Raw genomic sequence first — 9,584 nt, forward strand, 5'->3', positions numbered from 1 at the left:
TCTCCCGCGGCCGGGCAGCTTCCATGCAAAACGATCGGGCAGGCGCTATGCTCTAGGTCTGCAACACCGCATGTGCCGCGCGGTTCGGAGCTACGCTCCGGCGTTCGCGGCGCCCACACTCCAAGGAGATCGACGTGCCCCGCAAGACTCCCATCGAGCGCTATCGGAATATCGGCATCAGCGCTCACATCGACGCAGGCAAAACCACGACTACCGAACGTATCCTGTTTTACACGGGCGTGAGCCACAAGATCGGTGAAGTTCACGAGGGCGCGGCCGTGATGGACTGGATGGAGCAAGAGCAGGAGCGCGGCATCACGATCACCTCCGCCGCGACGACGGCCTTCTGGAAAGGCATGGCCGGCAACTACCCCGAGCACCGGATCAACATCATCGATACCCCGGGCCACGTCGACTTCACGATCGAGGTGGAACGCTCGATGCGCGTGCTCGACGGCGCCTGCATGGTCTACGACTCGGTGGGCGGCGTGCAGCCGCAGTCGGAAACCGTTTGGCGTCAAGCCAATAAGTACAAGGTGCCCCGGATCGCGTTCGTCAACAAGATGGACCGCATCGGCGCGGACTTTTTCCGCGTCCAGCGTCAAATCGGCGAACGGCTGAAAGGCGTGGCCGTGCCGATCCAAATCCCCGTGGGCGCCGAAGAGCACTTCCAAGGCGTGATCGACCTCGTCAAGATGAAAGCGATCATCTGGGATGAGGAAAGCCAGGGCGTGAAGTTCGAGTATCAGGACATTCCCGAGAACCTGCGCGCGACGGCCGAGGAGTGGCGCGAGAAGATGGTCGAGGCCGCCGCCGAAGCGAGCGAGGAGTTGCTCGAGAAATACCTGAACGATCATACCTCGCTCACCGAGGCCGAGATCAAGGGCGGCTTGCGCAAGCGCACGATCGCCAACGAGATCGTGCCGATGCTGTGCGGCAGCGCGTTCAAGAACAAGGGCGTGCAGGCCATGCTCGACGCCGTCATCGATTACCTGCCTTCGCCCATCGACGTGCCCGCCATTCTCGGCCACGACGAGGACGACAAGGAAGCCGAACGCCACCCGAGCGACGACGAGCCGTTCTCGGCCCTTGCGTTCAAGATCATGACAGACCCGTTCGTCGGACAGTTGATCTTTTTCCGCGTCTACTCGGGCATCGTCAATTCGGGCGATACGGTCCTGAACTCGACGAAGGACAAGAAGGAGCGCATCGGCCGCATCTTGCAGATGCACGCGAACGACCGCAAGGAAATCAAAGAGGTCTACGCGGGCGATATCGCCGCCGCCGTCGGTCTGAAGGAAGCGACGACGGGCGACACGCTCTGCGATCCGGCCAATCCGATCATTCTCGAAAAGATGATCTTTCCCGAGCCCGTGATCTCGCAAGCGGTCGAGCCGAAGACGAAGGCCGACCAGGAAAAGATGGGCATCGCGCTCAATCGTCTGGCGCAGGAAGATCCGTCGTTCCGCGTGCAAACGGATGAGGAATCGGGGCAGACGATCATCTCCGGCATGGGCGAGTTGCACCTCGAAATTCTCGTCGACCGCATGAAGCGCGAGTTCAACGTGGAAGCGACGGTGGGCAAGCCGCAAGTCGCGTACCGCGAGACGATCCGCACGACCGCCGAGGATGTCGAAGGCAAGTTCGTCAAGCAATCGGGCGGCCGCGGCCAATACGGTCACGTCGTCATCAAGATGGAGCCGCAACCGCCGGGCAAGGGCTATGAGTTCGTCGATGCCATCAAAGGCGGCGTCGTGCCGCGCGAATACATTCCGGCCGTCGATAAAGGCATTCAAGAGACGCTCAAGAGCGGTGTGCTGGCGGGCTATCCCGTCGTCGATGTGAAGGTGACGCTTACGTTCGGTTCGTACCACGACGTCGACTCGAACGAAAACGCCTTCCGCATGGCCGGCTCGATGGCGTTCAAGGAAGGAATGCGGCGTGCCAAGCCGGTGCTGCTCGAGCCGATGATGGCCGTCGAGGTGGAGACGCCCGAAGACTTCATGGGCAACGTCATGGGCGATCTCTCGGGCCGACGCGGTATCGTGCAGGGCATGGAGGATATCGCGGGCGGCGGCGGTAAGGTCATTCGCGCCGAGGTGCCGCTTGCGGAGATGTTCGGCTATTCGACGTCGCTGCGCTCGCTCACGCAAGGGCGCGCCACCTATACGATGGAGTTCAAGCATTACGCCGAAACGCCGGTCAACGTCTCCGAGGGGATCGTCAACGCGAAGACGAAGTAGCGTGTTTTAGGCCCGCTCCGGTGTTCGCACCGGAGTAGCAATCGCCGAGCCTGCCGGGGCGCCGCACCCCCGGCAGGCTTTTTTGTCGGCACCTCACCCGCGCTGCCGCGTTAAACTGCAACGGCATTGTGCCGTCGCAGTACCGCTCGTCGTCGCCGCGCCTTCAGCTCACGCGCTTCCCTACGAACCGGAACCTCCCGATGAAGATACCCGCTGCGCTTGCCCCCGCCCTGCACACCGCCCGTCGCGATGCCGGCGAACTCGGCAATCACGCCATCGACGAATATCTCGCACGACGCATCTCGCGGCGCGATTTACTGCGCCATGCGAGCGTGCTTGGCTGCTCGAGCGTCGTGCTCGCGGCCGGCGCGCTCGTGGCGCCGGGACGCGCACGCGCGCAAAACGCCACGGCCGGCGCGAATGCGACGATACGGGTGGCGCACCTGACGCCCGCCGGCCGCGTGGATCCGCTGACCGTCGCCGATGCGGCGGGGCTGTGTCTCATTGCGCAAACGGGCGAGTTTCTCGTCAACGACACGGCGGAACGGGCCGCGCTGACACCGGCGCTCGCTCTGTCATGGAGCGCCAACGAGAAAGGCGACGTCTGGACGTTCAAGCTCCGGCCGAACGTGAAGTTTCACGACGGGCGCATGCTAAGCGCCAAGGACGTCGCGGCCACGTTCGATCGTCTGGCCGACCCCGCAAGCGGCTCGGCGGCGCTGTCGGTCTTCAAAGGGGTGCTCTCCAAAGGCGGCGCGCGCGTCGTCGACGACCAGACGGTCGCCTTCCATCTCGATGCGCCCAACGGCAACTTTCCCTACTACGTTTCCTCGGATAACTACAACGCGGTGATCTTGCCCGCGGGCTCGGCCGGCGATTACGAGCAGAGCTTCATCGGCACCGGCCCATTCAAACTGGAACGCTATGAGGCCAAGCGCGGCGCCTCGTTCGTCCGCAATCCAGATTACTGGGGCGAGAAAGCGTTGCCGGCGCGGGTGCAGTTCGCTTTTTACGCCGACCAGCAAGCCCAGATTCTTGCCTTGCAGGGACGCCAGGCCGACGTCATGGGCGATCTGACCGTGCAAGGCGGCCTAGGCATTTTGAACAACCCGGAGTTTACGGTGCAGGGCGTCAAATCGAGCGCGCACCGCCAGATCCATATGCGCTGCGATACGGCGCCTTTCAACGACAAGCGCGTGCGCCAAGCGCTCGCGCTCGCCGTCGATCGCGACGTGCTCGTGCGTGGGCTGTTCAAGGGGCGAGCCGCGCTCGGCAACGATAGCCCGTTCGCACCGGTCTTTCCATCGACGGATACCTCGGTCGCTCAGCGCCGCCTCGATATTGCCCAGGCGAAGAAATTGCTGGCGCAAGCGGGGCACCCCAACGGTTTCGCCGCCACGCTGACCACCGAGAAATTCATGGAGATTCCCGATCTCGCCGTCGTCCTGCAAAACGAGGCAAAGGCCATCGGCGTCAACCTCTCGCTCAAAGTCGAAAGCCAAGGGCAGTACTATGGCAAGGGCACGTTCGGCAGTTCCGATTGGCTCGATGCGCCGCTCGGCATTACCGACTATGGCCATCGCGGCGTGCCGAACCTGTTCTTGAACGCCCCGCTCGTCAGCGGCGGCGCATGGAATGCCGCGCATTTCGCGAACGCGCAATACGACAAGCTCGCCGCGCAGTTCGTGGCCGCGCTCGATGTCGGTTCGCAAAAGAAGATCGCCGGCGAGATCGAGCGGCTGCTGCTCGACGAAACGCCGATGATCATCCCGTTCTTTTTCGATCAGCTCGTGGCGACGCGCAAGAACTTGACGGGGGTTCGCTTCACCGCCATTTCTCAGATGTATTTCGACCGCGCTCGACTGACGACATAACCCGGCCGCCTGCGTCGAGGCCCGCGTCGAGCTTTGCCAATGGATTGATTGACACTTCGATCACCGTGCCGATGTCCGACTCCGCTTTCGCGTTTCGCCCCCGTGCCGCGCGCGGCAACGCGACACGCATCGCTCGTTTTCTCGCCGGCAGGCTGGCGTTGTCGCTCGTGACGCTCTGGCTGCTGTCGGTCATCGTCTTTGCGCTCGGTCAGTTGCTGCCGGGCGATATCGGCCGCGCGATTCTCGGGCCGCTGGCCGATGCGCGCGCCGTCGCCACGCTCGATCATGAGCTCGGCGTCGACCGCCCCGTACTCGTTCAATACGCGCAATGGATCTGCCGCTTCGTACAGGGCGACATGGGGATGTCCTATGCGTTTCGCTCGCCGGTCGCGCCGTTCGTCGGCGCGGCGCTGCTGCGCTCCGCCAAGCTGGGCGCGCTGGCGTTCGTCATCGTCGTGCCGCTCGCGATCTCGGCCGGCGTTTGGGCCGCGCTACACGCGGGAAGGTGGCTCGATCGCACGATCATGATCGTCGGTCTCTCTGCCACCGTCGTGCCCGAGTTCGTATCGTCCATCACGCTCATTCTGATCTTCGGCGTTTGGCTGCGATGGCTGCCGAGCGAGGCAGGCTATCCGGACGATGCCGGTTTGCTGACCGCGTTGCGTCATCTGATCTTGCCCGCGTTGCCGCTCGTATTCGTCTTCTTCGGCTATATCGCGAGGATGGCGCGCGCGGGCACGGCCGAGGCGCTCGATGCGGACTACACGCGCACGGCCGTCCTCAAAGGTTTGCCTCGGCGTGTCGTCATCGTCCGTCACGTGCTGCCCAATGCGCTGACCCCGACGATCACGGTGGCGGCCACTCAGATCGGATACATGGTGGGCGGACTCGTCGTCGTCGAGACGCTATTTCACTACCAGGGCATCGGCTCGCTGATCTACAACGCGGCCACGGCGAAGGACTTCCCGATGCTCGAAGCGGGCGTGCTCACGGTGGGCGTCGTCTATATGGTCGCGAATCTAATTGCCGATGCGCTCATCGTCATGCTCGATCCGCGTATTCGAGTCGGAGGTGCCGCATGAATCAGGCCGCCGACACGCGCGATGCGCCAGGCGCCGGCGAGCGCCCGCTGCGCTCGCCGCGCTTCGAAGCGCTGCGCGCGCTCACGCGTTCGCCGAGCTTCGTCATCGGCGCGGCGATCGTGCTGGTGTGGGTCGTCTGCGCGATCTTCGGACCGTGGCTCGTGCGGCTCGACCCGTTCGCGTCCGATCCGCTCAATTCGTTGCTGCCGCCGAGCCGCGCGCATTGGTTCGGCACCGATCAGCTCGGGCGCGATGTCTTCTCGCGTGTCATCGTCGGCGCGCGCGACATTCTCACGATCGCACCGCTCGCCACGCTCGTCGGTACGTTCGCGGGCACGGCGCTTGGCCTCGTCGTCGGATATTTCGGCGGATGGCTCGACAATCTAATCGGGCGCCTAATCGACGCCCTGCTCGCGTTGCCGCTCGTCGTGCTCGCGCTCGCGGCGCTTGCCGCGCTGGGCGCCTCGAACGCGGCCGTCATCCTCGTGATCGGCCTTACGTTCATGCCGATCACCGCGCGCACCGTTCGCGCGGCCGTGTTCTCCGAGCGTCACCTCGACTACGTCGATGCGGCTCAATTGCGCGGCGAGGGGGCCCTATACATCATGTTCATCGAAATCCTGCCGAACGTGCTGCCGCCGATCGTCGTCGAGGCGACGGTGCGGCTCGGCTACGCCATCTTCGCCGTGGCGACGCTTTCGTTCCTGGGGTTCGGGATCCAACCGCCATCGGCCGACTGGGGGCTCGCGCTATCCGAATCCTATTCGCTGATGACAGGCGGTGCCTGGTGGACCGTCGTGTTCGATGCGGCAGCGATCGCCACGCTCGTCGTCGGCGTCAATCTGATCGCCGATAGCGTGCAAGGAGTCTTCGAGCGATGAAGGCCGCAGCGCGCCGCACCTATCCCGCCTTCGAGCCGGCGCCGCCCGGCAGCAACGATGCGCTTGCCGTGCTCGGCTTGACCCTCGCCTACCGCGTACGCGGCCGCGAGCGCGAAGTACTGCACGACGTCACGTTCCGCGTGCGGCGCGGGGAGGCCTACGGGCTCGTCGGAGAATCGGGCTGCGGTAAGTCGACGGTTGCGCTAGCCGCGCTCGCCTACCTGCCGCGCAACGGCAAAATCAAGGCGGGCCGCATCTCGATCGCCGGCCGCGAAGTGGGCTCGCTCGCCCCCGATGAATTGCGCGCACTGCGTGCCCGCACCGTGTCGATGGTCTATCAGGATCCTTCGCGCGCACTGAATCCGTCGCTGACGATCGGACGGCAAGTATCCGAAGCGTTCGAGCTCGCCGGCGCGTCGCGCGTCGATGCTGATGCGCAAGCGCTCGACATGCTGCGCCGAGTCCGGATCGCAGCGCCGGAACGCGTGATGGGATGCTATCCGCATCAGCTTTCCGGCGGCATGCAGCAACGCGTCGTTATCGCGATGGCGCTCGCCTCCAAGCCGGCCCTGCTGATCTTGGACGAGCCGACGACTGGGCTCGATGCGACCGTGGAAGCCGAGGTACTCGATCTCGTCGCGAAGCTGCGCGAGGAATCCGGCACCGCGGTGCTGTTCATCAGCCACAACTTGGCCGTGATCGGGCGTATGTGCACGCGCGTGGGCGTGCTCTACGCCGGCCGGCTCGTTGAAGAAGGCACGACCGAGGACGTCTTCGGCGCGCCGCGTCACCCCTATACCGTCGGCTTGTTGCGTTGCCTGCCGAAAGCCGGGCGCAGTAAGGACACCGAGCGGCTCGATACGATCGCCGGTGCGTTGCCCCCGCTTGGGACGGCGGTCGCCGGTTGCGTATTCGCGCCTCGCTGCCGGTTGGCCGACGAGCGCTGCCGCGGCGAGACGCCGCCGCCGCATCGGTTCAATGCCGCGCACGGCCCGCAAATGGCGCGCTGCCATTACCACGAGCAAGCCGACAGCTTGCCGCGCGCCGCGGCCGAGCCGTTGCCGCCGCGCTCGGCGGCCGATGACGACGCACCCCAGCGAACGCTCGCACTGCGTGCCGCGCACTTGTCGAAAACGTTCGACGTTGCGGGTGCTGCGCTGCGCGCGGTCGACGACGTCTCGCTAGAACTTGCGGCCGGCGAAACGCTCGGGCTCGTCGGCGAATCGGGTAGTGGCAAGACTACGCTCGCAAAGCTGCTGGTCGGCTTGGTCGCGCCGGACCGCGGCGGCACGTTGGAGTTGGAGGGCAAGCCGTTGCCCGCGCGCGTGGCGCGCCGCGACGACGAACAAGTGAAGTCGCTGCAGATCGTCTTCCAGAACCCCGATTCGGCGTTGAATCGAGCGCACTCGGTGAAGCGGCTGATCGGACGCGCCCTGTCCAAGCTCGGCTCGCTGCGCGGCGCGGCGCACGGCGCAAGGCTTGCCACGTTGACGAAGGCGGTCAGGTTGCCCTCGCGCTACCTGGATGCCCGGACGCGGCAATTGTCGGGCGGCTTGAAGCAGCGAGTCGCGATCGCGCGGGCGTTCGCAGGCGATCCGCGTGTCGTCGTATGCGACGAACCGACCTCGGCGCTCGATGTCTCGGTGCAAGCGGCGATCTTGAATCTGCTCGCCGATTTGCAGCGCGAACGCGGCGTCAGCTATGTGTTCATCTCGCACGACCTACACGTCGTGCGCTACGTCGCCGATCGGATCGCCGTGCTCTACGTGGGCAAGCTGCTCGAGATTGGGCCGGCGAGCGCCGTCTTCGATGGGCCTCACCACCCGTACACGGAGGCGTTGCTCTCGGCGATGCCGACGCTCGGACACGCTAACGCGGCCCCCAAACCGCGAATTCGCTTGGCGGGCGATCCGCCGAGCCCGGCGTCGCCGCCCACGGGATGCGTGTTTCATACGCGTTGCCCGCGCAAGCTCGGCGCAGTTTGCGAGGAGCAAGATCCGCCGTTCGCCGATGCCGGCGAAGGCCATCGCATTCGCTGTCACATTCCGGTTAGCGAATTACGCACGATGCAGCGTGAACCGCAGACCGCTTGAGCGAGCCGGCGTCCTTTTATTTTCCCGATATTCCGTTGGTGCGGTACCGCTCACACGGCATATGACCGCGCGTTTCAGGTTTGAAACATTCCGACCGGATTTCGCCTCGCCGCCTCCCATGTGCGATAGCGCGCGATAAGCGTAGCGCGGCGTTGCGCGCGATGGCACGGTTATCGCACTTCCCGCCGCACATGGCCGCGTGACCGACGCGCGCCCAGCAGCAGTCGATCGAGCGGTGTCGCGACCGCCGGCGGATGCGCGTTCGTCGAATCGAACGCGAGATGCCGTGTGACATCCCTCTTCATCGCGCGCGGGCAGCCATGGTCGCCTTAGGGCGACAGGAGTACGACGACACCCGATCGTCGTTCCTGCCGGGGAGATGACGATGAAGACCAAAGCAATTAATAAGGACTCCTATATATTTACGGGAGCCCTCAAGGCGACGGCCGGCGCGGTGCTCGTCTTGCTCGCGGCCTCCGCGCATGCTGGCTCGTTCTTGGACGGGATGGGCCGGTGGCTCGCGGAGTCCGGCGCTGCCGTTCAAGCGGATGCGGCGAACGCCGGCGATTCCGGCCCGGGTCGAAGCGTGAAACTGCGCGATGCGGCGCCGTTCGACGCGTCATCGCTGAAAGTCAGCGCTGCGGGGAACGGGACAGCCTTGCCTGCAGCCCCCGATTGCCACGCGAGCGGCAGTGCCGGCTGCGTGTCAGGCCCCGCCAACGATCCCGCTTCGAGCGACCTCGGTGGGGCAGCCGACGGCACGACCGCAAGCGGTGACGGCAGCGCTGGAACAGCGAACGGCGGAGCGCTTGCCGGCGGCCGTGGCGGCAGCGATAGCGCGGCCGGAGCGCCGGGGAATGGCAAGGGCGGAAGCTCAGGAGGATCGGGGAATTCCGGCAACGCCGCTGGTTCCGCTGGTTCCGCTGGTTCCAGCGGCTCGGGAAGTAGCGGAACAGGGCATAGCGGCGGTGGCTCGGGAACGAGTAGTGGATCGAGTGGTCCAGGTAGCTCTGGCGGCTCTGGCGGCTCTGGCGGCTCTGGCGGCTCTGGTGGCTCTGGTGGCTCTGGTGGCTCTGGTGGCTCTGGTGGCTCTGGTGGCTCTGGTGGCTCTGGTGGCTCTGGTGGCTCCGGTGGCTCCGGTGGCTCCGGTGGCTCCGGTGGCTCCGGTGGCTCCGGTGGCTCGGGTGGCTCCGGTGGCGCGGGCGGAGGCCACGGCGGTTCCGGCGGTTCCGGCGGTTCCGGCGGCTCTGGCGGCTCTGGCGGCTCTGGCGGCTCTGGCGGCTCTGGCGGCTCTGGCGGCTCTGGCGGCTCTGGCGGCTCTGGCGGCTCTGGTGGCTCTGGTGGCTCTGGTGGCTCTGGTGGCTCCGGTGGCTCCGGTGGCTCCGGTGGCTCCGGTGGCTCCGGTGGCTCC

At 65.6% G+C, this 9,584-nt stretch carries 5 protein-coding genes; all 5 read left to right on the forward strand.

What is annotated here, in order from left to right; translation table 11 throughout:
- Positions 1–134: 134 nt before the first annotated feature.
- The 5 genes from fusA to DXT59_RS02005 all read left to right on the forward strand — a co-directional run bounded on the left by fusA (position 135) and on the right by DXT59_RS02005 (position 8,173).
- Positions 135–2,243 (forward strand): elongation factor G, encoded by a 2,109-nt coding sequence (gene fusA / locus DXT59_RS01985; protein WP_116135260.1) that lies wholly within the window; start codon positions 135–137, stop codon positions 2,241–2,243.
- A 200-nt stretch (positions 2,244–2,443) separates the two neighbouring features.
- Positions 2,444–4,117 (forward strand): ABC transporter substrate-binding protein, encoded by a 1,674-nt coding sequence (locus DXT59_RS01990; RefSeq protein ID WP_116135261.1) that lies wholly within the window; start codon positions 2,444–2,446, stop codon positions 4,115–4,117.
- Positions 4,118–4,188: 71 nt separating this feature from the next.
- Positions 4,189–5,199 carry an ABC transporter permease gene (locus DXT59_RS01995; protein WP_116135262.1) on the forward strand — a complete coding sequence of 337 codons (1,011 nt, stop codon included), beginning with the start codon at positions 4,189–4,191 and terminating at the stop codon, positions 5,197–5,199.
- Complete coding sequence (locus DXT59_RS02000; RefSeq protein ID WP_116135263.1) at positions 5,196–6,080, forward strand: ABC transporter permease; 885 nt, start codon at positions 5,196–5,198, stop codon at positions 6,078–6,080. Before DXT59_RS01995 ends, DXT59_RS02000 begins: the two co-directional genes overlap by 4 nt.
- Complete coding sequence (locus DXT59_RS02005; protein ID WP_116135264.1) at positions 6,077–8,173, forward strand: ABC transporter ATP-binding protein; 2,097 nt, start codon at positions 6,077–6,079, stop codon at positions 8,171–8,173. The genes DXT59_RS02000 and DXT59_RS02005 overlap by 4 nt, the downstream gene beginning before the upstream one ends.
- Positions 8,174–9,584 lie beyond the last annotated feature (1,411 nt).

This window comes from Trinickia diaoshuihuensis, assembly GCF_003390925.1.
GTDB lineage: Bacteria > Pseudomonadota > Gammaproteobacteria > Burkholderiales > Burkholderiaceae > Trinickia > Trinickia diaoshuihuensis.